Origin of the sequence: Psychroserpens mesophilus (assembly GCF_000826645.1) — a bacterium.
Taxonomy (GTDB): Bacteria; Bacteroidota; Bacteroidia; order Flavobacteriales; family Flavobacteriaceae; genus Psychroserpens; species Psychroserpens mesophilus.
The window spans coordinates 89,516-115,862 of record NZ_JXJP01000001.1 but is presented as its reverse complement, the minus strand read 5'-3'; the positions used below and the strand labels follow the sequence as shown (position 1 = coordinate 115,862).

Sequence of the window (26,347 nt, the reverse complement as noted above, 5' to 3'; positions counted from 1 at the left end):
TATTTAAGCCATAAACCCAAAGGCTGGAGCAATTTTAAAACAAGAAAAAAATATGAATACAAAAACACCAACTTACGTACCTTACAAAGTAAAAGATATGTCTCTTGCGGCTTGGGGAAGAAAAGAAATTGAATTAGCTGAAGCAGAGATGCCAGGTTTAATGAGTCTTCGTGAAGAGTATAAAGATTCTCAACCTTTAAAAGGCGCTCGTATTGCAGGATGTTTGCATATGACGATTCAAACGGCTGTTTTAATTGAAACGTTATTAGCTCTTGGTGCAGAAGTAACCTGGAGTTCATGTAATATTTTCTCTACTCAAGATCAGGCTGCTGCTGCTATTGCTGCTGCTGGAATTCCTGTATATGCTTGGAAAGGTATGAACGAAGAAGAATTTGACTGGTGTATCGAACAAACCTTATTCTTCGGTGAAGATCGTAAGCCTTTAAACATGATTTTAGATGATGGTGGCGATTTAACGAATATGGTTTTTGATCGTTATCCTGAATTAATGGAAGGCATCAATGGTTTATCTGAAGAAACTACAACTGGTGTTCATCGTTTATACGAACGTATGAAAAACGGTACACTTTCAATGCCAGCAATTAATGTGAATGATTCGGTTACTAAATCTAAGTTTGACAACAAATACGGTTGTAAGGAAAGTGCTGTGGATGCGATTCGTCGTGCTACAGACGTTATGCTTGCTGGTAAACGGGTTGTGGTTTGTGGTTATGGTGATGTTGGAAAAGGAACTGCTGCTTCATTTAAAGGCGCTGGTAGTATTGTAACTGTAACTGAAATTGATCCTATTTGCGCTTTACAAGCTGCTATGGATGGTTTTGAAGTGAAAAAACTGGAAACTGTTGTTGGAAATGCAGATATCGTAATTACAACAACTGGAAACAAAGATATTGTACAAGGACAACACTTTGAAGCGATGAAAGACAAAACAATCGTTTGTAATATTGGGCATTTTGACAATGAAATTGATATGGCCTGGTTAAAGAAAAACCATGGTTCTACACACGTTGAAATTAAACCTCAGGTTGATAAATACACCGTTAATGGAAAAGATGTTATCATCTTAGCAGAAGGTCGTTTGGTAAATTTAGGTTGTGCTACTGGTCATCCAAGTTTTGTAATGAGTAACTCATTTACAAACCAGACCTTAGCCCAAATTGAATTATGGACGAACAGAGATGCTTACGAAAATGAAGTATATATGCTCCCTAAGCATTTAGATGAAAAAGTAGCCAAATTACACTTAGCAAAAATTGGTGTAGAACTGACTGAACTTCGTAAAGACCAAGCCGATTATATTGGTGTTGCTCAAGAAGGTCCATTCAAGCCTGAGTATTACAGATACTAATGAATAGACGTCATGCTGAACTAATCTCAGCATCTCATCATAAAATTAAACCCTTGCAGAAATGTGAGGGTTTTTAATTTTCTTAAGTATCATATTCATTATATTTACTATATGCAATTCACACCAAAACTCACCAAGGTAGAACCTTCAATTTTTTCAGTCATGAGCGCTTTAGCCAATGCGCATAACGCCATTAATTTGTCTCAAGGCTTTCCAAATTTTAAAAGCGATCAAAAATTAATTGATGGCGTAACATCTGCCATGAATTCTGGTTACAATCAGTATGCATTAATGGCAGGAAACTTAGAGTTACGACAAGCCGTTTCAAATAAATTTGAAATATTATATAATTCCAGTTACCATCCAGAAACTGAAATCACTGTCACAGCTGGTGCAACTCAAGCCATTTTCACCATCATTTCGGCATTTATTAAACCTAATGATGAAGTTATAATTTTCAAACCAGCTTATGACTGTTATCAGCCTGCAATTGAAGTTAATGGAGGGAAAGTCATTCCTGTAGCATTAAAAGCTCCAGATTACAACATTAACTGGATTGATGTTAAAGAAAGTATCTGTTCAAAGACTAAAATGATCATCATTAATACACCTCACAATCCAACTGGAACTGTGATGCGTGAAAACGATATGTTAAGGCTTCAAGAACTTACAAACAATACAGATATTATTGTACTTAGTGATGAAGTGTATGAGCACATTATTTTTGATGATGAACAACATCAAAGTGTCTGTCGATTCAACAACCTTAAAGAGCGTAGTTTTATCACTGCCTCTTTTGGAAAAACCTTTCACAATACTGGTTGGAAAACAGGTTATTGTTGTGCTCCTAAACCTTTGATGGAAGCCTTTAGGAATGTCCATCAATTCAATGTGTTTTCGGTGCATCATCCAACTCAAAAGGCATTAGCCGATTACCTAAAAGATTCAAGTCACTATTTAGAGTTGCCTGATTTTTATCAGGAAAAGCGCGATAATTTTTTGAGTCTTATTAAAGATTCGAGATTTAAATTCACGCCTTCAAAAGGCACTTATTTTCAAGTATTAGATTACTCCGAGATTACGAATAAAAACGATGTTGAATTTGCCAAACAATTAACCATTGAAAACGGAATTGCATCCATTCCACTCTCTGTTTTTTACGACAATAAACTTGATCACAAAGTATTGCGTTTTTGTTTTGCCAAAACCAATGAGACTCTAAAACAAGCAGCTGATATTCTCAATAAAATTTAACAAAAACTTAAGTGACTTCTATACTACATTTGTGTCTGATTTATCAAACAATTAAATTAAATACAATGAAATATAGAATTCTCATTTTCATCTTTATGTTTAGCAGTTTCCTTTTTGCGCAAGACATTGAAAAAGATGGAAAAATCTATCAAGTTAAAAATGAACGTATCTTTTTAGACGGAAAAGATGTGACTGAAACCTTAAACCTTGAAGACAAGACTACTATTTTGAAAAAAGCGAGTATCGCTTCAGAAAAAATAGCTCAAAACAAACAAGCTTTAAAAGATGCTGAAAAATTAGAAAAAGAGAAGCAGAAAGCGGAAAAAGCTCAAAAAAAAGCAGAAAAAGCCCAAAAAAAGGCGGAAAAAGCTTTAAAACAACAACAAAAAGCACAAAGTCGATTAGACAAAGCAACTAAGAAACTGGAAAGTTCACAAAAGAAATTTGAAAAGCTTAAGCGTAAAGGAAAATTATCGCCTCAGGATGAAGCTAAATGGCTAGAAAGACTTGAAGGCTATCAAAAAGATGTTGAAAGAGCTAAAAAGAAAATATAAATAATACATCTTTAAAAACAATGAATCTATTTTGGTTATCATATTGATAATTGAAATAGATTTTTTTATGACTAAAATTTGTAATTTTAGTACATGAACACTAAACTAAAAGTTGCCTTAATCCAATCCAATCTGATTTGGGAAAACCCAGAGCAAAACAGGCGTAATTTTAGCTCAAAAATAGCTGACATATCTGAGCCTGTAGATCTCATAATTTTACCTGAAATGTTTACTTCTGGTTTCACAATGAATGCCAAACACATTGCTGAGACTATGACAGGTGAAACAATAATTTGGATGAAAACACTTTCCAAGAAAAAAAATGCTGCAATAACGGGAAGCCTTGTCATTGAAGAACATAATGTATTTTATAACCGATTAGTTTTTGTTCAACCAGATGGCACCATAATTCATTACGACAAAAGACACACCTTTACATTAGCTGGTGAACATAAGGTGTATAAAGCTGGGCAACATAACGTAATTATAGATTATAAAGGCTGGAGAATTAAACCTTTAGTTTGTTATGATTTACGCTTTCCTGTCTGGGCAAGAAATACTGAAGATTACGACCTTGTCTTTTACGTCGCTAATTGGCCTAAGGTAAGAGTAAATGCTTGGGATGCTTTATTACAAGCTCGTGCTATTGAAAACATGAGTTATTGCATTGGCATCAATCGTGTTGGTCTTGATGCTAATAATCATGAATATTCTGGACATTCGGCAGCTTATGATGTTTTGGGAAAACGAATTGATACCATTCCAAAGGATAAAGAAGCCACAGACATTGTCACGTTAAGTAAAACTCATATCGAAACTTATCGCAATAAACTTGGTTTTCTCAACGATCAGGACGCATTTACTTTAAAATAAACTCGAATACCTGATCCCAGCCTGCTCGTCCGTCAATGATATCAGGATAATAGCTAATTCGCTCAGGTTGTCTCTGATTTAAAAAACTTCCGGAATCCCATTTTTGGTTGCCATTAGCATCAAAAACAACTCTAATATAATAAGATCCAGGATTGATATTTCTGAAATCAAACAGGCGTTCTTCAGTTGCAAACTGCTCATATTTAACCTCTCCTTTTTCTGTGGTTATTTGAACAATAACTGGATATTCAGCATTTTTCAATTGAATTCTAATATTACCGTAATCTGCAAAAGTTTTTGTTCTAACGGAATAATTCAAGGTATCATTAACATTTCCAAAAAAGTCTTCAAAGGTATTTGGCAACATTTGAATACTATATTTATCTGATTCTTTCTTTTCAAAATTGAAATAGTAGCTATTATCAAGTTGATCAAATTTTGTTGTAAAGGGAACACTGATTGAATCTTGATCTAATATCGTGACCTGATTTTCATTGATATTTACAAAAGGCACTGTACCTTCAACGATAAAGTCTTCAGAAAAATTTAAAGTTCCAGAATTTACAGCTTTAATAACCAGTGAATCTTTGTCAATATCTCGAAACTTATGAGTTAAGGTATCAACAAAGGTTTTATTCGTGACAACAAATAATGCAGAATCAATTTCAATTTTTGGTTTGTACCAATAATACAAGGTGTCTTTGGTTTTGTCTTTTGTGATTCGGGTTTCAAAACCTTCAGGCAATTCTCCTAAAATTTCAATTCTCATATCTTCATAATCACCTTCATACCCAAAAGCAATTCTCTGACCTGCGATTTGTTTCGGTCTCACCACATCAAAATCAAGTTCTTCTTTAAACAATTTAAGTGTGTAAGTGGTGTCTGCTGGCACTGAAACCACTCCTTCATAAAATCCTATTTTATCGTTTTTTTGTTGAAACGTGAAATTTCCATTATTGTCTTTAAGCGCCAGGAGTTTATACTTTCCTTCTTTAATATTATCGATACTAAATGTGGTTAAACTATCGAGCGTGTTTGTAATATACTTGGGCTTTTGTTTAAAAACTGTCGAATCGGTATAGGTTGAATCCAATTCATACAACATTACGGAAACAAAGGTATCTGGCTTTAACTTTTCGGCATCAACAATTAAACCTTTAACGGAAAGTGAATCGATAACATCTCCTGTAGAAAACACATACCTGTAATAATCGTAAGGATTCTCTTCATTATTATCAACAATACTCTGCCCAAAATTGAAGGCATAAGTCGTGTTGTCTTCGAGCGTATCATTAATAACAATTTTGATATATTTACTTGCAGTACTTAATGGAGTAATAGTAGGTTCTATGTCCATTGGAGGCGAAATGATAAGTTGCTTTTGCAAATTTTTCACCTTTACAAACTCATTAAAGTAAATACGAATTTCATTCCCTTTAAAATTCGTCGAGAAATTTTCAGGAATTGCTTTTGTAATTATTGGTGGCTCTTTATCTTTTTCACCACCAGTTGGTCTTCCTCTATTTGCACAGCTGTTAAGCATCATTATACCTAACACTAAGACTAAAATTTTAAACCATTTTGTGTGCATTGTCGCTTCTAAATTTTAAACAAATTAACAACTATTTCAATCATAGTCAAAACAATTAACTTGGTTTTGACAATAGACTTACCGCTAATCTGTAATTGCCATAGTTGCGACGCTAAGCGTTATACCTTCAATTGTAAAAAGCGCATTCGCACATGATTCTATAGTTGCACCTGTGGTAATAATATCATCAACTAATAAAATATGTTTGTGTTTTAACGAATCTTTTTCAGAAATTGTAAAATTTGCATCCGTATTGGAGCTTCGTTTTAAGCGATCTTTAAACACTTGAGTCTTAGTTGCAGATTTCTTAATTAACGTATCACAATTATAATCAGCTTGTAAAGCGTTTGCAAGTGCTCTTCCAAATTTATCAACCTGATTATAACCTCGCTGCCTTAGTTTTGACTTGTGCAATGGTACAGGCACTACAACATCAATGGTTTTATAAGCTTCAGAATTTTTAAGGTCTTCACCTAACCATTCGCCTAAGAACTTACTTATAACCTCTTGGTTTCTATACTTTAAATTGTGCATAAGTTGTTGTACAATTCCTTTTTTTGAAAAATGTAACAGCGCTGTTGCCTCCTCTAGTTTGACACGTCCATACATCATTTTATGAACTGCATTCGATTTATCAAAATGAAAATTTGTTAATGGCAATTGATGCCTGCATTGTGTACAAACATGCAGTTCATTGTCCGTCAAATAGTTTTGACAAGCCAAACAAACCTTAGGAAAAAACAAGTTTAACAAATTTATTACCATTTCATCGATTAAAATAAATTATCGTAATCATATTCTCTAGTTTCGCAAAGTAAAATAACAAAATTAATAATGATAGTTAACCCTCAATTATTTAACTATAGATTAATTATTGGTTCATTAATAGTTGCCGTTACAGTTTTAAGCGTTTTTAGTTTTACTAATTATCAATCCATTGAAGCGCATCAGCAATTTTTAGAACAAGAAAAGAAGCTTGTTGAAAGCGAGTTATCACAAATGATAACCAGATATGACGATGTTTCTATTTCTAATGATATAATCGCTTCAGAATTAGAAGTTGCTAAAAAGAATACTAGACTTGTTTTAGATTCACTTAGTATGCTCAAAAGCGACCTTACTGTTATTTCACGATTCAAAGATCAGCTCTACAGTTTAAAATCTAAAAATAATTTTTTATTTAAAGTTATAGACTCCCTTGATATAGTCAATCAAAATCTTGAAGAGGAGAAGTCAATCGCTTTCTCTGAATTAGTAAAGCAAAGGCGAGCTAACAATTCCTTGTTGAAAGAAAATGAATATTTAAACAGGAGCTTAGAAAAGGGAGCATTACTTACTGCTAACTCCTTTGAAGCCAAATCGTACTTTAAAGTTCTTGGAAAAAAACGTCCTTCAAACATGGCTAAAAAAGTAGATCAAATAGAGGTCTGTTTTACACTTGCTGAAAACGCATTGACTGAACAAGGAGAAAAAGAAATCTACATTCAAATTGTAAATCCTCAAAACAATGTGGTTTCCGATAAAGGTGCCATTAGTTTTGGTGATAACTCCTTAATATACAGTTCTAAAAAAATAGTAGAATACAACAATCAGGTCATTGATATATGTGTTGATATTGAGGCAGATGCAGATGAAAAACCACTTACTAAAGGCACGTATTTTATTAATGTATTTAATAAGGATCGCAAATTAGGAAGTACTCAAGTAAATTTAAATTAACTAACATTATATAATTTCTTAAAAACCGCTCTATAAATTGGAGTGGTTTTTTATTTTTGCATCATGGCAAACGACGATCAATTTAAAAAAGTAATCTCTCACGCAAAGGAGTATGGTTACGTGTTTCAGAGTAGTGAAATCTACGATGGATTAAGTGCAGTTTATGATTATGCTCAGAATGGAGCAGAACTTAAAAAAAATATTCGTGACTACTGGTGGAAAGCCATGGTTCAGATGAATGAGAATATTGTAGGTATTGATGCCGCAATATTTATGCATCCAACAACCTGGAAAGCTTCAGGTCACGTTGATGCTTTTAATGACCCTTTAATTGATAATAAAGATTCTAAAAAACGCTATCGTGCTGATGTTTTAGTGGAAGATTACTGCGCTAAAATTGAAAATAAAATAGAAAAAGAAATTAGCAAAGCCGAAAAACGTTTTGGAGATGCTTTTAATAAAGAAGAATTTGTTTCAACTAACGGAAGAGTTTTAGGCTATCAGGAAAAAATAGATACCATTCTTAAACGTTTAGGACAATCACTTGAAAAAGAAGATTTAGCAGATGTTAAAGCATTGATTGAAGAACTAGAAATTGCCGATCCGCTTACAGGTTCTAGAAACTGGACAGATGTTAAGCAGTTCAATTTAATGTTTGGCACCAAATTAGGTGCTAGTGCAGAACATGCAATGGATTTATACTTGCGTCCGGAAACAGCTCAAGGTATTTTCGTTAACTTTTTAAACGTTCAAAAAACTGGACGTATGAAAATTCCTTTTGGTATTGCACAGACAGGAAAAGCATTTAGAAATGAAATTGTTGCAAGACAGTTTATTTTTAGAATGCGTGAGTTTGAACAAATGGAAATGCAATTCTTCATCAAACCAGGAACTCAAAAAGAATGGTTTGACCACTGGAAAGAAACGCGAATGAAATGGCATTTATCGCTTGGTTTGGGTGAAGACAACTATCGCTTTCACGATCATGAGAAATTAGCACACTATGCTGATGCAGCTACAGATATTGAGTTTAAATTTCCTTTTGGTTTTAAAGAATTAGAAGGCATTCACTCCCGTACAGACTTCGATTTAAAACAGCATGAAGAGTTTTCTGGCAAAAAACTACAATACTTCGACCATGAAGATAATGCAAGTTATACGCCTTATGTTCTAGAAACCTCTATTGGTCTAGATCGTATGTTCCTGGCTGTGTTTTCTAATGCTTTAGAAGATGAAACACTTGAAGATGGAAGTGTTAGAACTGTTTTAAAATTACCTGCTGTCTTGGCACCAACAAAAGCTGCTGTTTTACCTTTAGTGAAAAAAGATGGCTTACCAGAAATTGCCAGACAAATCATTGATGATTTAAAATGGGATTTCACTGTGGACTATGATGAAAAAGATGCTGTTGGAAGACGTTACAGACGACAGGATGCCAACGGTACACCATTTTGTATTACTGTAGATCACGATACATTAGAAGATAACACGGTAACCATTCGCCATAGAGATACGATGGAACAACAACGTGTTAATATTGAAGACCTAAGAGCCATTATTAAAAAAGCAGTTGACGTCAAACATTGGCTTCAAAAAATGGTATCATAAATTCTAGAGAAGGTAGAAATCTCAATAGAAAAACTCCCAATCTATAAAGGTTGGGAGTTTTTATTTAAGATAAATGGATTAAAACTTTAAAAGCGATACCCAACAGTAATAGCAAGTTTACCTACAAATTCGGAATTGTAATCGCTTTTCAATAGGTTACGACCAAAACCAAAGCTCAATTCACCAACGAAACCACTCTTTGTATACCACTTACCTCCTGTGCCAATACCAAGTGCAAAATTCGTTTCAGTTTTTTCTACTTCCTCGATATTAAATGTAGGATCAAATTCATTAAAATAAATAAGTGATTCTCTATAGTTGGTAGAGTGTAACATTCCAAATCCTTCTACAAAAAAACCTGAAGCATATTTATTGCCAAAATACAGTCTGTAATATGGTGAAACATAATAATTAATGTCGTCTTTTATATCCTCATCATAAGGAAAAAACACATTTAATCCAACACCAGATTCCTCATTTAGCAAGCGTTCGTAAGTAATATCAAAAGCACCTACAACAGTATATAATGCATTTATTTTGATTTCATTTGAACGAACTAAAACATCTTCAACTTGGTCATCTTGAGCAAAAATTGATAAAACGAATAAGGAACATAGTAACGTTAGAATACATTTTTTCATGGTTTAATAATCTAAATTAAGTTTCGTTTTTAACAGCATAATTAAAGATACAATGATAATAAAAAGCTTGCGTATGAAAAATAATATTTTACACTTAAAAATAAGCCTTCAACTGAACTGTTCCTGTGTGAATGGTTTTACTGGTTTCTGTTTTTCTTCCGAAGTAATTTAAGTTCAAATCTAAAAACTTAGTCAGTTTCTTTTGTGCTAATAAACTCCACGTAAAATTATTTCCTGGTTGTAACCCTTCCAGAATTTGATAAGCGACTGGAGTGTTTGGGTTACCATCATATTCGTTTTTGAAATAATTGACCTCACCTGTCAAAGCAATCTTTTGAGCATTGTTATAGGTAAATGATAAGCCAAAATTATTTTGCAGTAAACCTTCCATGTCGCCAACCGTATTCTCTTTAGTCGTATATTGATAGAATACATCAAAGCGCGCATTGTCATTAAAAATATAAGAGAGTTTAGGTTCAAAACGTCTTTGATCTAGATTATAATTACGAGCCACAAAATTTTCATTGATACTTTCATTGATTTCTAAACTCGATTCGAAATTAATCAACCAACTAGTAGCAAATTTATGATTAAACTGAAGTTGATGACTTTGCAATTTATTTTCCTGAAATCCTACAGATAATACCGATCGATTTGTATTGTTTAGAAACGTGTAAGAAGTTGTGTAATTCTGCTTTCCTCGGTTATAAAACAAGACATTTCTTACGCTTTTATTAAGTGCAAGCTGATTTTCATCATCAGTTGAAAACGGATTCAAATCAAAAGTATTACCTTCTCTTTCATCCTTTCTATCAATTAAATATGACGTTTGATTATAAAAATGCGACAAGAATTTCTTAGTTTTATGTTCTGAGCCTGACCATTGTTGTGGATTAATCGTTAAGGTCTGACTCAACCTATTTTGATGCGTTCTCACAAAAACCTGATTAGGCAGTAGCACACGAATAAAGCTTCCTTCGTCAACAAATTGCGCCAATTCAAATTCGTCGAGCTCCTGAACACCATTGTTATTGTAATCAATCCATGTGTAAGCTCCTTGACCTGGCTCCACTTCTACATAGGTAAAATCTTGTCGAGGAAGTGTTCCTGAATTCGTTTCAAAAACAGTATTCCAAATAATTAAATTATTAAATAGCTTCTGATTAAAATTCAATCTTGAATTTAAGGACTGATCATCTTCCAAACTTTGGTCCTCTTGCTTCAACCGTCTGTAATTTGCAAAAATAGCCAAGTCTGTATTTTGGTTTTTGATGATTCGAGATTTAAGATAATAAGTGTTTGAGCTGTTCACTTTTTCAATGCGATTCATTCGTAAACTGTCATTCACTCGTCGTTTATAACCAACTTCTACAAAAACTTTGGTACTATCTCCTATTCCTGTAAAAACCTCGTAGGATGTAAATCGCTGACTTAAATTCGTTAACGAATCATTGGACTTAAGCCGTTGCTCATTATCTTCCATAGCGAGTTTTGTGCCAACCCATTGCTTTTTAAAATTATAAACCACACGATTAAAAGAACGCAAAAATGTAGATTGTGAAGTACTGCTATTATTAGTCAGATAACTTGACGTTGTATAAACATTAAATTGTTTTAACCTAAGATTTGCCAGAAGATTATGACGATTCCCGTTAAAGTTTTCAGAGTAATTGAGATGTTCAAATTTATAATTGGCGATTCCTTTTTCTGGATGAAATACTTCTACACCTGAAGACAATAAACTTTGATTTCCGAGTGGATCTTCTAAATTCCAATCTCGATTAAATTCAGGTCTGTAGAGACGTTGAATGGTTCTGAAATCTTTCTGAATAATATCGGCATCAGCATAGGCATTCAAATTCCATAAGCTATCGGTTTTTACAACTTGCTGTCTAAGCGTTAGTTTTCCAGCAAAACCATCATTATTGGCATCATCAAGATCTGAAAACAAATTCAAATCATTTCTACTTCCAGCAAATTCGAATAAAATATCAGTTTTTTCCGTAGGCTTATAAGTTCCATTAACGACAGCAACCTGCAATTTTACTGGAGCAATTAATTGTACAATAGGTTCATAACTTCCTTGAGGCACACCACCTACAGGAGGAACATATTCAAAGATATTGCTAATGGCATTACTGTTTACAATGATATAATTTCCTTGATTGATACCGACTTGCGTAAAGCGAACACTAAACAATTCATCTTCAGGATTGTTTGAAAATACAAAGATTTCTTCGCCTCCAACAATCTCTTTCCGATATAAAATACGATTTTCATTAAACGCTTCAGAAACCTCTGAAGGCGCAACCATCAGAGACTGATTATCGCCTGCCTGAGCAAGAACATCTACTTGTTCTGAGGACAAATTTTGCTGCAAGGGCTGATTTTTTGAATCGACTTCAGAATATACAGAAACACCTAATTTAAGCTTTTCAGTTTCATAATTTCCGCCTCCAAAAACAGTAAAACGGGAAAAATTTCGTTCACTAAACTGGTAATCAACAGTAATACGCATTTCGGACGTAATCGGAAACGTGGAGTTAAAAATAATTTCACCAGCATTATAATCGATGATATAATCTTTATTCTCACCTCGTTCGATAGCAATTCCGTTGACATAAACTGTTTCACTTCCAGAGACAATTAAAACAAATAATTCACTATTTGGTCCTCGTAACTTATAAGGTCCTTGATTGCCTTCCTGAGCCGTAAACTGACTACTTGTAAACTGACCTCGAACCAAAGCTCCAGAAGCAAACACATTGGTTTGTGAATCTTCTTTATCAAAATCTACATTCACAAACAAACCTTGAACTCGTTTAGTGAATGCCGCGAAATAACTATTATCGTTTATGAGATCAATATCACCTGCTCTAATATTCCAAGTATCACTGAAAAGCTCGATAAATACCTGATCAAATTCATCTAATCGTTGTGAGTAACCACTTTCCTGTAAGGGAATATTAGCATCTTGAATGGATGCTCTCAACGACACTTTATCACTTAACTTTCCGGAGATTTGCAAATCCAATTCACTATTTAAAACAGAATTCTGATTATTCCCAATCGTAACACCACGAGAAATACTTCCTGAAGTGGTCAAACCATCAAATGGCAAAAACGAACGTTGTACATTAGATTGATTTAACTTGTATAAACGCTGAAGGTTGTCTGTGTTTTCAACTATAATTCGTTCATCCAACTGAAAATACTTTCGAGTCATAAAATCTGGATACCTCAAATAGTCAATAACAATTGAGTCTGTTTCAATCGGTTTTTTAAATGTTAATAAGGCTTTTGAAAAATCAATGTGATAATATGACGAATCAATAATGGTATTATCCTTTCGCCTCAACTTAAAACTGCTGGTATTAATGCTTACAGTATCAATTTTTATGGAATCTTTAACCGCTACTTTTTTTGTTCTGTAATTAGAGATTGGCTCTTGCGCAAACGCAGAACAACCTATAATAAAACAGATGAAAGAAATAGCAATTTTCATGTACAGTATAAACTTCTAAAGACAGAAATTATTTTATGGTTAAAAGCTCCTTAAAATAATAGTGTAAAAGTACAGTATTATTTAATTTAGGGCGATAATAGCATTAAACATAAAATATCTAATAAATTTATATCATGAAAATAGCATCTTATAACGTCAATGGCATCAGAGCAGCAATGAATAAAGGTTTTATCGACTGGCTTAAAAATGCAAATCCAGATGTAATTTGCTTGCAGGAAATTAAAGCCATGAAAGAGCAAGTTGATATAGAAGCTATTGAAAATGCTGGTTATAAATACAACTATTGGTTTAGTGCACAAAAAAAAGGGTATAGTGGAGTTGCTATATTAAGTAAAACTGAACCCAATCATGTGGAATATGGAACAGGCATTGAATCGATGGATTTTGAAGGTCGAAATCTAAGAGCAGACTTTGATGGTTTATCTGTAATGAGCATGTACTTGCCATCTGGCACAAATGATGATCGGCTAGCTCATAAATTTGAATATATGAATATGATTCATCAGTATTTAAATGAATTAAGAATTGAAGTTCCAAATCTGGTAGTTCTTGGTGATTATAACATTTGTCATGAAGAAATTGATATTCATAATCCGAAAATGAAAGGCGTTTCAGGATTTTTACCTGAAGAACGAGAATGGCTTGGAAACTTTATAGATAGTGGATTTATTGATTCATTTAGATATTTACATCCTGAAAAACAAGAATATAGCTGGTGGAGTTACAGAGCAAATGCCAGAGCAAATAACAAAGGCTGGCGATTAGATTACGGAATGGTCAGTGAACCATTACAAGAAAATATCAAACGAAGCGTTATTCTTTCGGAAGCTGTCCACAGTGATCATTGTCCGATTTTAATTGAAATAGATTCGGAGTAAACTGTATTCAGTCTTCAGTTAGCAGCTAAAAAATTATGAATAAAAAGCGTAGTAATTTTACTTAATGTAACACCTTTACAACACATAACAATACAAATAAACAATAATCAAATCAACAACTAAATATCAAAACCTATGTTTAAAAAATTGTCATTAATAGCACTGACTTTAATTCTTACAACCTCATGTGTTTCTAAAAAAATCTATACAGATTTAGAAAATAAATATGCGGACTTAAAAAAGGAAAATCGCAAACTTTCAAATAGCAATAAAGATTTAGAGAATGCCTTAAATAAAGCTGAAAATGATTTGGCAAAGCTTCAGAAGGATTATGAAAATACGCTAGCACAACGCAACAAATTACAAGCAGATTACGATGCTACCAAAGCAAATCTAGATAACTTAAATGCATCGTATAATGCTCTCGAAGAAAACAGTTCTGCTTCAATTGCTCAAAACGCTAAGAGAAATCGTGAATTACTAGCTCAGCTAGAGGCAAAAGAACAAGCCTTAATTGCAGAAAATGCTAGACTTGACAAATTGAAACAAGAACTTGAAGCACGATCGCAACGTGTCGCTGAACTTGAAAGTGTTATTGCGTCTAAAGATGCAGCCATGACAAAACTTAAAAATGCCATTTCAAAAGCCTTAACCAATTTTGAGGGCAATGGACTAACCGTTGAACAACGTGATGGAAAAGTCTATGTGTCTATGGAAAACAAATTATTGTTTGAATCTGGAAGCTGGGCAGTAGGTTCAAAAGGAAAACAAGCCGTAAAACAATTAGGTGAAGTACTTGCTGAAAATCCAGAAATCGCCATTCTAATTGAAGGTCATACAGATAATGTTCCGTATAAAGGAAACGAGCAATTAAGCGGCAACTGGGATTTATCAGCGAAGCGAGCAACGGCAATCGTTACTATTTTGAGAGAAAATTCAAATATTAATCCAGAAAATTTAACAGCTGCTGGACGTGGTGAATTTGCTCCAATTGCAAATAATGAAACTGCTCAAGGTAAAGCCCAAAACCGTCGTATTGAAGTGATATTGACTCCTAAACTAGATGAGATTTCTAAACTTTTGAATGAGTTATAAGATAAAACCTTAACATAGATTTAGACCTTTCCGTTTTTATAAAGCTGAAAGGTCTTCTTATCTTTACCCTTTTATAAACAAATTCTAAAATGCGCTATACAACACTACCAAAAACAGATATAAAAGTCAGTAAAATATGTTTAGGCACAATGACTTGGGGAAATCAAAATACGCAAGAGGAAGGTTTTGCTCAAATGGATTTAGCCTTAGACAAAGGGGTTAATTTCTTCGATTGTGCTGAATTGTATCCTGTTCCTGCTACTGCCGAACGCTATGCAGATACCGAACGCATCATTGGAAACTGGTTTGAAAAAACAGGGAATAGAGACAAAGTCGTCTTAGCTACAAAAATTGCTGGTACTGGAGACTATACAGCTCATATTAGAACGACTGGATTTAGCAAAGATGCACTCAACGAAGCTGTAAATAATAGTTTAAAGCGTTTAAAAACAGATTACATTGATTTGTATCAATTGCACTGGCCAGAACGTGATACCAACACCTTTGGCGTTAGAGATTATAAGCATAATCCAGATGATACATGGACCGATAATTTTAACGAAATTCTTCACAATTTAGACGAAATTATTAAATCTGGAAAAATTCGTCAGGTTGGTATTTCCAATGAGAAAGCTTGGGGAACGATGCGATATTTAGAAGAATCCAATGCTCATGGGTTACCAAGAATGGTCACCATTCAAAATGCATATTCTTTATTAAACAGAGTGTTTGAAGGTGATATGGCTGAAGTTGCGATTCGTGAAGAAATTGGTTTGTTAGCTTATTCTCCAATGGCATTTGGTGTGCTTTCCGGAAAATATGTAAAAGGTACTGAAGGCGATAATGCCAGATTAAAACTCTTCCCTAGATTTGCAAGATATAGCGGAAAGAATGCTACGGAAGCAACAAAACGTTACTTACAGATTGCTGAAGATAACAATATGTCTTTAGCTCAAATGTCATTAGCTTTTGTAACCGACAGACCATTTATGACCAGTAATATAATTGGCGCAACGTCTTTGGAGCAATTAGAAGAAAACATTGAGAGTATTAACATTAGATTAAGTGACGACGTTATGAATGCCATTAATGAAGTTCATGCTGATATTCCTAATCCTGCGCCTTAAGATTGTTATTATTTAGAGCAATAGCGAAGTATCTCTACATTTTTATAAAAACTATTAAAAACAAAAACCCCTTTCACGTCATGCGAAAGGGGTTTTTAGATATTATTTGATTTCCTTACCATCTTTATCAATAAAATGGTATTCAAGATATGTGTAAGCATCTCTAGGTAAAACTTTTACCCATTTTTTGTGTTCCATAAACCATTTAGAACGTACTGATGGAAACCCTTTGGTTATAAAGGCTGCTATAAATGGATGCGCATTTAAGGTTATCTTTTTATAGTCTTTTTTGATGAGTCTCTCTAGGTCTTGAGTAATTCTTTGAATCACCTTAATTGGCGCTTCAATTTCTTCACCAGCAACACCATTTGGATTGTCTTCTTTTGTTTTAATATTGCGTTCTGGGCGAACACGTTGCCTGGTAATTTGTATTAAACCAAACTTACTAGGTGGCAAAATCTTATGTTTTGCTTTATCATCATTCATTTCGTCACGAAGATGATTGTACAATTTTTTTCGATTCTCTGCTTTTCCCATGTCAATAAAATCGACGACAATAATTCCTCCCATATCACGTAAACGTAACTGACGAGCAATTTCTGAAGCAGAAATTAAATTGACTTCTAAAGCAGTGTCCTCTTGATTTTTTTCTTTGTTAGATCGGTTACCACTATTGACATCAATAACATGCATCGCTTCGGTATGTTCAATGACCAAATAGGCTCCTTTTGCCATAGAGACTGTGCGACCGAAAGATGTTTTAATTTGTCGTTCGATACCATACTTTTCATAAAGTGGTACGCCATTTTTATACATCTTCACAATTGATTCTTTAGCAGGTGCAATTTCTTGCACGTAATCTTTAATCTGTCCATAAAGCACTTCGTCATCTACTGTAATACTTGAGAATGAATCGTCAAAAATATCTCTTAAAATTGAAGAGGCTTTGTTCATTTCACTCAACACCTTACTAGGATGATGTGCTTTATTTAATTTTCTACACATTGCTGTCCATCTATTCAGCAAATTCTGTAAATCTTTGTCGAGTTCGGCAACTTTTTTGCCTTCTGCGACCGTACGAATTATAACTCCGAAACCCTTAGGTGTTATGCTTCTTACCAAACGTTTTAAACGTTCTTTTTCTTCTTTAGATTCAATCTTTTGAGAGATTGAAATACGATCAGAAAATGGCACGAGAACAATATATCGACCTGCAATAGATAACTCGCTACTAATACGAGGACCTTTGGTTGAAATAGGTTCTTTTACAATTTGTACTAAAAGAGATTGATTTGATTTTAAAACATTAGCAATGCTTCCGTTTTTATCAATATCTTTCTCAAACTGAAAATTTTTCAGTAAAAAATCGGTATGTCTACCTGCGCTTACACGTTTAACGAATTTTAAAAGAGAAGGCAATTTTGGACCTAAATCATGATAATGCAAAAACGCATCTTTTTCATAACCTACATTAACAAATGCAGCATTTAGACCAGGAACAGCTTTGCGTATTTTGGCAATAAATATATCACCAACGGCAAAGTTGTTATCATCTTCATCTTTGTGTAACTCGATAAGTTTTCCATCTTTTAATAAGGCAAAATCAACAATATCAGAACTCGATCTTATAATCAATTCTTTTTCCATGTTGTTAATTTTAATCTATTTTGATTCATTTCAAAACAGATGGATTTTATTTTGACACAGGATATTTAATCCAGCAAACTCATGCATTACGAAGGTAAACGCAATGAAAACTCATGAATTTTATATCAAAGAACGTTGTTTTTAGTTAAACTCGTCTTAACGTTTTCTATGTCCTAAAAAATGGTTCAAAATAATTTATATGTTGTTTCTTTTTTTACTCGTAGCTAAGCTATGACTTTCAAAAAGAGCCTAATCTAAACTAATTTTATCTCATTTTCGGTCAAAAACAAAAAATAAAGATGAGTTTAAATTGAAAAAGTAGTTAAAAAACTACTTTCTCAATTTATTTCTTTTTGTGACGATTAGCGCGTCTACGTTTTTTACGCTTATGCGTCGCTACCTTGTGTCTTTTTCTTTTTTTACCACTTGGCATAAATAAGTCTTTTTAAATTAATGTTTCTTTTAAATGTCTTAGTTGACCTCAACATTGGTCTTAACACCTTCAACAAATACTTTTGCAGGTTTAAATGCAGGAATATTATGTGCAGGTATCTTTATTGTTGTATTTTTTGAAATGTTACGTCCAGTTTTTTCTGCTCTAGTTTTAACGATAAAACTTCCAAAACCTCTTAAATATACGTTATCTCCTCCTTCTAAAGATGATTTAACTTCTTCCATAAACGTTTCAACTGTTGCTTGAACATCTCCTTTTTCAATTCCTAATTTATCAGAAATTTTAGCTACTATATCAGCTTTTGTCATTGTTATTAATTTTTAGGGTTATCTATTAATTATAAGGGATGCAAATATAGGTAATTTAATTTCAATATTTCAAGCGTAATTAATTAAAATTTAACCTTATAAAGATTTATTTTTGTGGTAATTATAAAAATTCTATGGATTTTAAGAAAGTTTTAACTAATTGGTATTCAGTAAATAAGCGAGAACTCCCTTGGCGAAACACTAAAAATCCCTATTATATTTGGTTGTCTGAAATCATCATGCAACAAACTCAAATTAAGCAAGGGTTACCTTATTATGAAGCATTTGTTACCAATTATCCAACAGTTTTTGAACTTGCAAACGCTCAAGAACAAGACGTTTTAAAACTTTGGCAAGGACTAGGTTATTACTCCAGAGCTCGAAATTTACATGCATCAGCTAAATATGTTGCAGAAGTGTTAAACGGTGTATTTCCTTCTACATTTACAGAGATTATCAAACTAAAAGGAGTTGGTGATTATACAGCAAGTGCTATTGCTTCTATTTGTTTTGATGAACCTGCTGCAGTTGTTGATGGAAATGTGTATCGCGTATTATCACGTTATTTCGGAATAGATACTCCTATTAATTCCACCCAAGGCATTAAAGAATTTAAAATTCTTGCCACCACTTTAATAGATACTGAACATCCTGGTGACTATAATCAGGCATTAATGGAATTTGGAGCCACCCAATGCAAGCCCAAAAATCCCTATTGTATTGTTTGTCCGTTAAAAGATAGTTGTGTTGCGCTTCAAAAAGGACAAGTTGATAAGCTTCCAGTAAAATTGAAAACAACTAAAGTCTCCAAAAAGCATTTTAATTTTTTGGTACTTCTGTCTTCTGATCAAACTACACTTTTTGAACAAAGAACTACCAATGGTATTTGGCGCAACTTGTATCAGTTTCCATTAATTGAAACAGCATCAGAACTTTCTTCAGAACACTTTAAGGCACATCCGAAAATCAAATCCTATTTCAAAGATTTACAATTTGAATACAGTCTTTATAATACAAAAGCGTTAATACACAAACTCTCGCATCAACATTTACACACAAAATTCTGGATTGTTGAAATTGATAAACTCCCCAAAAAAGGCATTCCAATTTCAGAATTAAAAACCTACCCAACGTCAATTTTGATTAGCAATTTCATTGAAGAATTTAATTTTACCTATTAAAGAACTCACAATTTTTTCATACTTTTAATACTACCATTACAAATTGTTTAATTTTGTAATCTTAAAGTACAAATAACTATGTCAGGAACATTAAATAAAGTGATGCTAATTGGGCATTTAGGTGATGAAGTGAAAATGCATTATTTTGATGGTGGAAACTGTGTTGGCCGTTTTCCTTTAGCAACTAATGAAACCTACACGAATAAACAAACTAATGAACGTATTACCAATACAGAGTGGCACAATATTGTGGTAAGAAATAAAGCCGCTGAAATTTGCGAAAAATACCTTACTAAAGGTGATAAAGTATATATTGAAGGGCGTTTGAAGACCAGAAAATGGCAGGACGATAAAGGAAATGATCGCTATTCTACTGAAATACAGTGTACTGATTTCATGTTTTTATCAAATAAAAATGAAGATTCTGGAAATGCCTCAAGTCAGCAACCTGAGGCTAACCAAGCTACAAGAGAAACCACATCGCAGCCAACTGCTGAGGATAATGATGATTTACCATTTTAAACATTAAAACGCACTATTTTGGATCCTGAACCCTCGTGTTTCATATTTTTTTTAATTTCTGTAAACTCAGCGTTTATTTCTGGGTTGTTATTGCTTATTATATTACTGTTTTGTTCTGCATTGATTTCTGGTGTTGAAGTGGCCATGTTTTCATTAACAAAGTCTGATATTGACCAAGGCTTAGAAGAACAACCCAAAGCATTTTCAATTATCTCTAAGCTTTTAGAACGACCAAAGAAATTACTGGCTACTATATTGGTTGCGAACAATTTCATTAACATTGGCATTGTGATATTGTTTGCCTATTTAGGAGAAACACTGTTTCAAACTGTTGAGATCGCCTGGATGAGATTTCTTCTAGAAGTAGTGGTTATCACCTTTTTAATTTTATTATTTGGTGAAATTATTCCTAAAATTTATGCGAGTAGAAATCGAGTGAAATTTGCTGTATTTATGGCTATCCCGTTGCGTGTGCTAGATGTTGTTTTTTCTCCAGTAAGTCTCCCAATGCGATTTGTAACTCTGACCATTCACAACAATTTGGGAAAACAAAAATCTAATCTAAGTGTCGATCAATTATCACAAGCTTTAGAATTGACCTCTAATAGTGACACAACCATTGAAGAACATAAAATTTTACAAGGAATTGTTTCATTTGGCAATACTGATACAAAACAAGTCATGCGACCAAGAATGGACATTTTCGCCTTAAATGAAGCCCAAAAATTTAGTGAAATTACGCACGAAATAACTAAGAATGGCTATTCCAGAATTCCTGTTTATAAAGATAATATTGATACGGTTACTGGTATTTTATATGTAAAAGATTTATTGCCTCATATTGATCGGAAAGAGTTTGAGTGGACTAGCTTACTTCGCGAACCGTTTTTTGTTCCTGAAAATAAAAAGCTAGATGATTTAATGGTTGAATTTCAAGACAAAAAAGTACACTTAGCCGTTGTGGTCGATGAATATGGTGGAACTTCTGGTCTGGTATCACTTGAAGATGTTATTGAAGAAATAGTTGGTGATATCAGTGATGAGTTTGATGATGACGATGTGATTTATACTAAAATAGACGATAATAATTTTACATTTGAAGGTAAAACTACACTTAAAGATTTTTATAAAATTATTGACATTGAGAACGAATCTGTTTTTGAAGATCACAAGGGCGAGGCTGAGACCTTGGCTGGTTTTGTATTAGAAATCTCTGGAATTTTTCCCAGATTAAAAAGTAAAATAAATTTTAAGAATTACGTTTTTACTATTGAAGCTATTGATAAAAAACGCATTAAAGACATTAAATTTACCATTTTAAAGCAATAGTATATTGTACCATTAATTTGGTTTGATTTGTATGAATTAACTATGAGAAAATTACTTTTATTAAGCATTGTGATATCCTGTATTGCTTGTGGCAGTGATCCTGTTCCAAAACCCAAAGCGATGTTACGACTTGAGTATCCACAACCATCTTATAAAAAAGTAGATATTCCTTTACCTTTCACCTTTGAAAAAAACGAATTAGCAAACCCAATTTCTAACATCAGATTAGATGGTGTGAATAACCTTTATGGCGTTGATATCAACTACCCTAAACTTAAAGGAACAGTTTATTTAACTTATAAAAAAGTTGAAAACAATAACCTTACCGATCTATTGAGAGATGCTCAAAATTTAACACAAAAGCACACTGTAAAAGCTGATGAAATTGAAGGCGATATTTATGAAAATCCTAAAAACAAAGTTTTCGGAATGTTTTATGAAGTTGGTGGCAATGCAGCTTCACAATCTCAGTTTTACGTAACCGATAGCATCAATCATTTCCTTGTTGGATCTCTTTATTTTTATGCAAAACCCAATTACGATTCTATATATCCAGCTGCTGTTTATCTAAAAAATGACATCAAGCATATCATGGAAACGATAGCATGGAAAGAGTAGCCTAAATTATTAATCACATCTACTTTTAGCTTGTCATTCAGAGGAAAAATCAGGTACAATCTTTTTAGGATCGAGATTTCTCGTCACGCGTTCTGTCAACATAATAACGTGTTGATTACGAACCTAAACTGGTAGCTGAAATTCTAAATAACAGGTCAAATTCAGATTATTTGACGCTTTTATAATAATCTAATAATTGTTGTGTTGATGCATCATGTGCGCCAGTAATGTTATTACTTTCAATTTCTTTTAATATGGTAGTCGCTAATTGTTTTCCAAGTTCAACTCCAAATTGGTCGTAGCTAAAAATATTCCAGATAATACCTTGAACAAAAATTTTATGTTCGTACATCGCTATTAGCTTCCCTAAACTCTCTGGTGTTAATTGATTGATTAAAAACGTCGTGGTAGGTTTATTGCCTTCAAATACTTTGAATGGTGTTAACGATTTTATTTGATCTTCTGAAAGTCCTTGCGCTTTTAATTCCTGTATCACTTCAGTTTCAGTTTTTCCATTCATTAGGGCTTCCGTTTGCGCAAAAAAGTTAGACATTAATTTATCCTGATGATCTTGATTACCATGTAAAGATTTAGCAAATCCGATGAATTCTGCCGGAATTAGTTTAGTACCTTGATGAATTAACTGAAAGAATGCATGTTGTGAATTAGTTCCTGGTTCGCCCCAAATAATTGTTCCAGTTTGATAGTTTATTTTGTCTCCGTTACGATCAACACTTTTACCATTACTTTCCATAATACCTTGTTGAAGATACGTAGCAAATTGATTTAAGTATTGCGAATAAGGAATGACAGCTTCAGATTCTGCATGAAAAAAGTTGTTATACCAAACACTCAAAAGCCCAGTAATAACAGGAATATTTTTATCGAATTCTGCTGTTTTGAAATGTGAATCCATTTTGTTAGCACCTAAGAGCAACTTGTCAAAATTCTCATAGCCAACTGCTAAACTTATTGATAAACCAACAGCACTCCAAAGCGAGAATCGTCCACCCACCCAATTCCACATAGGAAAAATATTAGCTTCATCAATACCAAAGTCTTTTACTTTTTCAATATTTGTTGAAACTGCAACAAAATGTTTTGAAACAGCTTCTTTAGGAGCATGTTTTAAAAACCATGATCTTATCGTATTCGCATTAGATAATGTTTCTTGTGTTGTAAATGTTTTTGAAACGATTACAAAAAGTGTTGTTTCAGGATTTAAATTTTTGATGACTTCATTAACATGATCTCCGTCAACATTACTTACAAAATGCGTTGTTAGCTGATTTTTATAAAAGGCTAAAGCATCTACTACCATAGCTGGTCCTAAATCTGAACCTCCAATTCCTATATTGACAACATCAGTAAACGCTTGTCCTGTGTAACTTTGTAACTCTCCGTGAATAACTTTATTTGAGAAATTTTTAATTTTATGTTTTACCTCAAAAATTTCTGGCATTACATTTTCACCATTAACCAAAACGCTGGACTTTTCAGGACATCGTAAAGCTGTATGTAGCACTTCTCGTCCTTCAGTTTTATTGATGACATCACCATTAAAATATTTATCCATGGCATCTTTTAAATCGACTTCATTAGCCAATTCAATAAGTAAGTCTAGTGTTTCATTAGAGATACGATGCTTAGAAAAATCTACATAAAAATCGTCCCATCGAATCGTCATCTCATTTACTCTATTGGAATGATTCTCAAATAATTCATTAAGATGCTTGTCTTCAATGGTTTTAAAATGTGCTTGTAATTTACTCCAAGCCTTTGTATTTGTTGGGTTGATGGTTTTTAATGCCATTATTGAATTTTGGATGTTAGTACGTTTTCTTCGGTTGAAATTTCAATAGTTTGATCTTCAAATTGAATTTGATCTAAATGAGATTTTAATGGTTTTATAAAATCTATGTATTGTGTTTTTAAAGAATCAGGAATAGATTCGGCTGCTGGTAATTTTTCCTTAAAAGGATCAACCTGTTTTCCGTTTTTCCAAAAGCGATAACAAACATGTGGTCCACCTGTATTTCCTGTCATTCCGACCCAGCCAATCACATCACCTTGTTTAACAAACTCGCCTTTTTTAACCTTTTGCTTTTGCATATGGAGGTATTGTGTACTGTAGGTTCCATTATGTTTGATTTTCACGTATTTTCCATTACCTCCTCGACGTGTGGATTCGGTAACAGTTCCATTTGCCGTTGCTAAAATTGGAGTTCCAATAGGAGCTGCAAAATCGGTCCCTTTATGTGGACGTAATTTGTAACCATAATACGCAATACGTCGATTCAAATTATAGCGGGATGAAATTCGGCTAAACTGAACAGGTGCTTTCAAAAATGTACGTCTTAAACTTTTGGTGTTTTCATCAAAATAATCGGCAATATTTTTTGTGCTATCTACCATAAAATTAAAGGCATAAAAGGACTCATCTTTATGTTGAAAATATGCAGCATCTATACTTTCAATTCCTGCGTAGATAGAATCTTCAATAAAACGTTGTTTGTAAATAATCTTAAATCGATCGCCTTTTTGAAGTCGGAAGAAATCGATAGTCCACGCATAAATATCACTCATATCATTAATAAGTTGATATGGCAGCCCTTGAGATTCCATGGTTTCAGACAAATTGTTCATTACAATTCCTGACGCTTCTTTTTGAACTAAACTGATAGGTTTTTTCCCTTTATAAGCTTCAATGGAATCGGTAAACTTTATAACGACATAATCGATGCTGTTAGGTTGATAAATAAAACATTCTGGAGTTTGTAATGAGTCATTTGTACATAAAAGCGTATAGGGTTTACCTACTTGTAGTTTTCTAATATCAAAGCTGTCTTTAGCTTTTTCAGCTATATTAAAAATCCTGGGATAACCAATATGATTGCGCTCAAGAATCTCGCCAAAACTATCACCTCTTCTTATCGTATCTCTTTTTACGATATAGTCTTCAAGAACAAACCCAAATTCTTTGACTGGTTCGGGTTCTACAAAAGTTTGTAAATCTTCAGTTTGCGTTTTCTTATCGTCTTCTTTACAAGACCAAAAACCAATACAGATAAAAAGTGCTATTAATAATTGTTTTGGTTGCATTAATTTGTGTAGTTATTAAATATTTTCGCCCCAATTTTTCAGTTCATCTTCACTCCAAAGTTCAGGAAAAAAAATACGCTTTTGGTATTTAGGATGCATGTATTTTTTCCAATCACTTCCTCCAGTCGCTTCTCCATCACCAATACCACTGTCAATGTAGTGTTTTGCAGCGTTGTAATGCGCTATTACCCATGTGATATTGACGGTGTAGTCATAATGACGCATGGCTTTTACTAAATCAGGATTTTTTTGATCTGCTTCAGGCAACTCTTTAAAACGCGACCATAAATTTTTAGTATTGTAGGTTTGCATAAAGCGAATAAAATCACCCTTGTAACGTTTTTCAAAATTTACAAGTAGCGTTGATTTTTTTCCGGTTTTGTAATCTTTTCCTGCTGCTTGCCAATACAAATGTTCGAACGCATGCTCAAATGGTGTATTTCTATCTATGGTTTTTCTAAATCTGAAATCTATAAGATTAATCAACTCTGTTGAAGCAAACTCAATCATTCGGTATTGCGCACTTTGAAATCCACTGGCTGGTGTTAAGGTATATCTAAATTTCATGTATTGTTCAACGTCCATTCCATGTTGCATAATGGTAAATGACGTGGTTAACATATCGAAATAACGACTGATACGCATGAGTTTTTTTTCAAAAAATACGACCTCTAAATCAGTCTTTTCTGCGACCTGTTGAATTTCCCAGAGAATCATCTTAAACAGAAGTTCATTTATTTGATGGTAAGCAATAAAAACCATCTCATCTGGTAGTGTTGTTCGTTGTATTTGAAGGTTTAGTAACGCATCGGTTTGAATATAATCCCAATACGTAATAGGCTTACTGTAAAGCAAGCCATATAAGTGATCATCTGTATCTTGATCTATTTTTGTGTATTTCTCTTGTATCTGTTTAACGATGTCGTCAAATTTGTGTAAATCATCCATAGA

Annotated in this window: 22 protein-coding genes; 13 read left to right on the top strand and 9 right to left on the bottom strand. The window is 33.3% G+C overall.

Annotated features, from left to right (window positions below; genetic code table 11):
• Window positions 1-52: 52 nt before the first annotated feature.
• The 4 genes from ahcY (at window position 53) to TD18_RS00425 (ending at window position 4,050) form a co-directional block, all read left to right on the top strand.
• The gene (gene ahcY / locus TD18_RS00440; RefSeq protein WP_040247044.1) at window positions 53-1,369 is read left to right on the top strand and encodes an adenosylhomocysteinase; all 1,317 of its coding nucleotides are present in this window, start codon (window positions 53-55) and stop codon (window positions 1,367-1,369) included.
• Between the two features lie 111 nt (window positions 1,370-1,480).
• Complete coding sequence (locus TD18_RS00435) at window positions 1,481-2,623, top strand: methionine aminotransferase (protein WP_040247042.1); 1,143 nt, start codon at window positions 1,481-1,483, stop codon at window positions 2,621-2,623.
• A 65-nt stretch (window positions 2,624-2,688) separates the two neighbouring features.
• Window positions 2,689-3,177 carry a hypothetical protein gene (locus tag TD18_RS16520; RefSeq protein WP_052460978.1) on the top strand — a complete coding sequence of 163 codons (489 nt, stop codon included), beginning with the start codon at window positions 2,689-2,691 and terminating at the stop codon, window positions 3,175-3,177.
• A 93-nt stretch (window positions 3,178-3,270) separates the two neighbouring features.
• A complete protein-coding gene (locus TD18_RS00425) occupies window positions 3,271-4,050 on the top strand; it encodes an amidohydrolase (RefSeq protein ID WP_040247039.1) in 780 nt (259 codons plus the stop codon).
• Here TD18_RS00425 and TD18_RS00420 read toward each other — a convergent pair.
• Complete coding sequence (locus tag TD18_RS00420; RefSeq protein WP_040247037.1) at window positions 4,037-5,641, bottom strand: Ig-like domain-containing protein; 1,605 nt, start codon at window positions 5,639-5,641, stop codon at window positions 4,037-4,039. The genes TD18_RS00425 and TD18_RS00420 overlap by 14 nt on opposite strands.
• Before the next feature lie 84 nt (window positions 5,642-5,725).
• On the bottom strand, window positions 5,726-6,301 hold the full coding sequence (locus TD18_RS00415; protein WP_316931615.1) for a ComF family protein: 576 nt from the start codon (window positions 6,299-6,301) through the stop codon (window positions 5,726-5,728).
• Window positions 6,302-6,475: 174 nt separating this feature from the next.
• On the opposite strand from TD18_RS00415, the gene TD18_RS00410 reads away from it, so the two are divergent.
• Together TD18_RS00410 and TD18_RS00405 are read left to right on the top strand one after the other, a co-directional pair.
• Window positions 6,476-7,360 (top strand): hypothetical protein, encoded by an 885-nt coding sequence (locus TD18_RS00410; protein WP_040247032.1) that lies wholly within the window; start codon window positions 6,476-6,478, stop codon window positions 7,358-7,360.
• 63 nt (window positions 7,361-7,423) lie between these two features.
• Entirely contained in the window at window positions 7,424-8,968 is a 1,545-nt protein-coding gene (locus TD18_RS00405; protein ID WP_040247030.1) for a glycine--tRNA ligase, read from the top strand.
• An 86-nt stretch (window positions 8,969-9,054) separates the two neighbouring features.
• Here the strand turns inward: TD18_RS00405 and TD18_RS00400 are convergent, their stop codons facing one another.
• Both TD18_RS00400 and TD18_RS00395 read right to left on the bottom strand, forming a co-directional pair.
• Window positions 9,055-9,609 carry a DUF3575 domain-containing protein gene (locus tag TD18_RS00400; protein ID WP_040247027.1) on the bottom strand — a complete coding sequence of 185 codons (555 nt, stop codon included), beginning with the start codon at window positions 9,607-9,609 and terminating at the stop codon, window positions 9,055-9,057.
• 94 nt (window positions 9,610-9,703) lie between these two features.
• Window positions 9,704-13,114, bottom strand: a complete 3,411-nt coding sequence (locus TD18_RS00395) for a hypothetical protein (RefSeq protein ID WP_040247024.1) — start codon at window positions 13,112-13,114, stop codon at window positions 9,704-9,706.
• Between the two features lie 134 nt (window positions 13,115-13,248).
• On the opposite strand from TD18_RS00395, the gene TD18_RS00390 reads away from it, so the two are divergent.
• From TD18_RS00390 to TD18_RS00380, 3 genes are all read left to right on the top strand, one after another.
• Window positions 13,249-14,013: an exodeoxyribonuclease III gene (locus TD18_RS00390; protein ID WP_040247022.1), complete on the top strand. Its 765-nt coding sequence runs from the start codon at window positions 13,249-13,251 to the stop codon at window positions 14,011-14,013.
• A 135-nt stretch (window positions 14,014-14,148) separates the two neighbouring features.
• The gene (locus TD18_RS00385) at window positions 14,149-15,108 is read left to right on the top strand and encodes an OmpA/MotB family protein (RefSeq protein WP_040247020.1); all 960 of its coding nucleotides are present in this window, start codon (window positions 14,149-14,151) and stop codon (window positions 15,106-15,108) included.
• An 89-nt stretch (window positions 15,109-15,197) separates the two neighbouring features.
• The gene (locus TD18_RS00380) at window positions 15,198-16,235 is read left to right on the top strand and encodes an aldo/keto reductase (protein WP_040247018.1); all 1,038 of its coding nucleotides are present in this window, start codon (window positions 15,198-15,200) and stop codon (window positions 16,233-16,235) included.
• A 102-nt stretch (window positions 16,236-16,337) separates the two neighbouring features.
• Here TD18_RS00380 and TD18_RS00375 read toward each other — a convergent pair whose 3' ends face one another.
• Together TD18_RS00375 and TD18_RS00370 are read right to left on the bottom strand one after the other, a co-directional pair.
• On the bottom strand, window positions 16,338-17,882 hold the full coding sequence (locus TD18_RS00375; RefSeq protein ID WP_040247015.1) for an Rne/Rng family ribonuclease: 1,545 nt from the start codon (window positions 17,880-17,882) through the stop codon (window positions 16,338-16,340).
• Window positions 17,883-18,353: 471 nt separating this feature from the next.
• A complete protein-coding gene (locus tag TD18_RS00370; protein ID WP_028870804.1) occupies window positions 18,354-18,644 on the bottom strand; it encodes an HU family DNA-binding protein in 291 nt (96 codons plus the stop codon).
• Window positions 18,645-18,778: 134 nt separating this feature from the next.
• Between TD18_RS00370 and mutY the strand changes: the two genes are divergently transcribed.
• The 4 genes from mutY (at window position 18,779) to gldD (ending at window position 22,294) form a co-directional block, all read left to right on the top strand.
• Window positions 18,779-19,825 carry an A/G-specific adenine glycosylase gene (mutY, locus tag TD18_RS00365; protein ID WP_040247006.1) on the top strand — a complete coding sequence of 349 codons (1,047 nt, stop codon included), beginning with the start codon at window positions 18,779-18,781 and terminating at the stop codon, window positions 19,823-19,825.
• Window positions 19,826-19,903: 78 nt separating this feature from the next.
• A complete protein-coding gene (locus TD18_RS00360) occupies window positions 19,904-20,347 on the top strand; it encodes a single-stranded DNA-binding protein (RefSeq protein WP_040247004.1) in 444 nt (147 codons plus the stop codon).
• 18 nt (window positions 20,348-20,365) lie between these two features.
• On the top strand, window positions 20,366-21,676 hold the full coding sequence (locus TD18_RS00355; RefSeq protein ID WP_040247000.1) for a gliding motility-associated protein GldE: 1,311 nt from the start codon (window positions 20,366-20,368) through the stop codon (window positions 21,674-21,676).
• A gap of 42 nt (window positions 21,677-21,718) precedes the next feature.
• Window positions 21,719-22,294 carry a gliding motility lipoprotein GldD gene (gldD, locus tag TD18_RS00350; RefSeq protein ID WP_040246999.1) on the top strand — a complete coding sequence of 192 codons (576 nt, stop codon included), beginning with the start codon at window positions 21,719-21,721 and terminating at the stop codon, window positions 22,292-22,294.
• 166 nt (window positions 22,295-22,460) lie between these two features.
• Here gldD and pgi read toward each other — a convergent pair whose 3' ends face one another.
• From pgi to TD18_RS00335, 3 genes are read right to left on the bottom strand one after another with little or no spacing between them, the layout of a single operon-like run.
• On the bottom strand, window positions 22,461-24,107 hold the full coding sequence (gene pgi / locus TD18_RS00345; protein ID WP_040246997.1) for a glucose-6-phosphate isomerase: 1,647 nt from the start codon (window positions 24,105-24,107) through the stop codon (window positions 22,461-22,463).
• The gene (locus TD18_RS00340) at window positions 24,107-25,396 is read right to left on the bottom strand and encodes a M23 family metallopeptidase (protein WP_040246995.1); all 1,290 of its coding nucleotides are present in this window, start codon (window positions 25,394-25,396) and stop codon (window positions 24,107-24,109) included. Before TD18_RS00340 ends, pgi begins: the two co-directional genes overlap by 1 nt.
• 15 nt (window positions 25,397-25,411) lie before the next feature.
• Entirely contained in the window at window positions 25,412-26,344 is a 933-nt protein-coding gene (locus TD18_RS00335) for a tryptophan 2,3-dioxygenase family protein (protein ID WP_040246992.1), read from the bottom strand.
• Window positions 26,345-26,347 lie beyond the last annotated feature (3 nt).

Coding starts and splice junctions, on each gene's coding strand:
- ahcY (WP_040247044.1), top strand. CDS start 53: ATGAATACAAAAACACCAACTTACGTACCTTACAAAGTAAAAGATATG.
- TD18_RS00435 (WP_040247042.1), top strand. CDS start 1,481: ATGCAATTCACACCAAAACTCACCAAGGTAGAACCTTCAATTTTTTCA.
- TD18_RS16520 (WP_052460978.1), top strand. CDS start 2,689: ATGAAATATAGAATTCTCATTTTCATCTTTATGTTTAGCAGTTTCCTT.
- TD18_RS00425 (WP_040247039.1), top strand. CDS start 3,271: ATGAACACTAAACTAAAAGTTGCCTTAATCCAATCCAATCTGATTTGG.
- TD18_RS00420 (WP_040247037.1), bottom strand. CDS start 5,641: ATGCACACAAAATGGTTTAAAATTTTAGTCTTAGTGTTAGGTATAATG.
- TD18_RS00410 (WP_040247032.1), top strand. CDS start 6,476: ATGATAGTTAACCCTCAATTATTTAACTATAGATTAATTATTGGTTCA.
- TD18_RS00405 (WP_040247030.1), top strand. CDS start 7,424: ATGGCAAACGACGATCAATTTAAAAAAGTAATCTCTCACGCAAAGGAG.
- TD18_RS00400 (WP_040247027.1), bottom strand. CDS start 9,609: ATGAAAAAATGTATTCTAACGTTACTATGTTCCTTATTCGTTTTATCA.
- TD18_RS00395 (WP_040247024.1), bottom strand. CDS start 13,114: ATGAAAATTGCTATTTCTTTCATCTGTTTTATTATAGGTTGTTCTGCG.
- TD18_RS00390 (WP_040247022.1), top strand. CDS start 13,249: ATGAAAATAGCATCTTATAACGTCAATGGCATCAGAGCAGCAATGAAT.
- TD18_RS00385 (WP_040247020.1), top strand. CDS start 14,149: ATGTTTAAAAAATTGTCATTAATAGCACTGACTTTAATTCTTACAACC.
- TD18_RS00380 (WP_040247018.1), top strand. CDS start 15,198: ATGCGCTATACAACACTACCAAAAACAGATATAAAAGTCAGTAAAATA.
- TD18_RS00375 (WP_040247015.1), bottom strand. CDS start 17,882: ATGGAAAAAGAATTGATTATAAGATCGAGTTCTGATATTGTTGATTTT.
- TD18_RS00370 (WP_028870804.1), bottom strand. CDS start 18,644: ATGACAAAAGCTGATATAGTAGCTAAAATTTCTGATAAATTAGGAATT.
- mutY (WP_040247006.1), top strand. CDS start 18,779: ATGGATTTTAAGAAAGTTTTAACTAATTGGTATTCAGTAAATAAGCGA.
- TD18_RS00360 (WP_040247004.1), top strand. CDS start 19,904: ATGTCAGGAACATTAAATAAAGTGATGCTAATTGGGCATTTAGGTGAT.
- gldD (WP_040246999.1), top strand. CDS start 21,719: ATGAGAAAATTACTTTTATTAAGCATTGTGATATCCTGTATTGCTTGT.
- pgi (WP_040246997.1), bottom strand. CDS start 24,107: ATGGCATTAAAAACCATCAACCCAACAAATACAAAGGCTTGGAGTAAA.
- TD18_RS00340 (WP_040246995.1), bottom strand. CDS start 25,396: ATGCAACCAAAACAATTATTAATAGCACTTTTTATCTGTATTGGTTTT.
- TD18_RS00335 (WP_040246992.1), bottom strand. CDS start 26,344: ATGGATGATTTACACAAATTTGACGACATCGTTAAACAGATACAAGAG.